Origin of the sequence: Actinomadura bangladeshensis (genome assembly GCF_004348335.1) — a bacterium.
Classification (GTDB): domain Bacteria; phylum Actinomycetota; class Actinomycetes; order Streptosporangiales; family Streptosporangiaceae; genus Spirillospora; species Spirillospora bangladeshensis.
Map to the genome: position 1 here is coordinate 1 of NZ_SMJW01000558.1, position 1137 is coordinate 1137.

Here is a 1137-nt window from a genome sequence, read left to right on the forward strand (position 1 = left end):
CTCGGCGACCACCGCGTCGACCGCCCGTTCGGCCCCCGCGTCCTGGTCGCCGCCGTCGCCGAGGCCCTCCGCCGCGGCGCCCCCGCCGAACCGCCCGCGCCGCCGCTGCGCGCCGGCCCCATCGCCCTCGACCCGCACGACCGCGCCGCCGTCACCGCCGGCCGCCGCGTCGCCCTCACCGTCACCGAGTTCGACCTCCTCGAATTCCTCATGGCCAACCCCGGCCGCGTCTTCACTCGCGAGCAGCTCCTCGACGCCGCCTGGGGCCCCGGCGCCGGCGCCGGCAGCCGCACCGTCGACGTCCACGTGGCCCAACTCCGCGCCAAACTCGGCGAAGGCACCCCCATCAGAACGGTCCGAGGCATCGGCTACGTACTGGACGCGTGTTAGCCCAGGGGGGCGACCCCCTGGAACCCCCGTCACGAGCCGGTCGATCCTCACGCCACTGTGCGGGTGTGTTGTGACCGTGCAGGTTTGCGGTGTCGCTGCGGTCGCCCGGCTCGGCGGGCATGCCCGCTCCGGGCGCTAGGGCGCCCTCCGCGTGCCTGCCCGTGCTCCGCTGGTTGAGGTTCGAACGGCGGGGCTCGGACTCGGCTCGGCGTGCCTGCCCGTGCTCCGCCGGTTGAGGTCCGAACTCCCGGGGGCGGGGTTCGGACCCGGCTCGCCTATCGTGGGTCGTGTGACTCGGGTAGCCGCTCCGCCGCAAGAGCATTCGCACGCGCCCCGGCGGGGCATGCGGACGCTGGTGCCGCAGGCGGCGGTGCTGGGCGGGGTCGCCGCCGGGGCGCTGGTCGTGGCCTTCCGGGGCGATCCGAACGAGGCGGGGCACTACCCCGGCTGCCCGTTCCTGGCGCTGACCGGGTACTACTGCCCCGGCTGCGGGGCGACGCGCCTCGTCTACGCGCTGACCCACGGGGACGTGGGCACCGCCTTCGGCCTCAACCCGCTGCTGTTCGTCCTGCTGCCCGTCTTCGGCTACCTCTACGTCCGCTGGACGGTGAGAAGCATCCAGGGCCTCCCCATGCGCACCGTGCTCTACAAACAGCCGGTGGTGTACGCCTTCCTGGGCCTGTTGATCGTCTACTGGGTGGTCCGCAACCTCCCCTTCGCCCACGCCCTGGCCCCCTGATCCCACCC

The 1137-nt window shown here is 74.1% G+C and carries 2 protein-coding genes; both read left to right on the top strand.

The window, feature by feature from the left end:
- The coding region (locus E1284_RS40835) for a winged helix-turn-helix domain-containing protein (RefSeq protein WP_131945458.1) at positions 1-390 on the top strand (390 nt) is incomplete at its 5' end.
- Between the two features lie 289 nt (positions 391-679).
- Positions 680-1129, top strand: coding sequence for a DUF2752 domain-containing protein (locus E1284_RS40840; RefSeq protein WP_243715068.1), 450 nt, complete (start codon positions 680-682; stop codon positions 1127-1129).
- Positions 1130-1137: the final 8 nt, after the last annotated feature.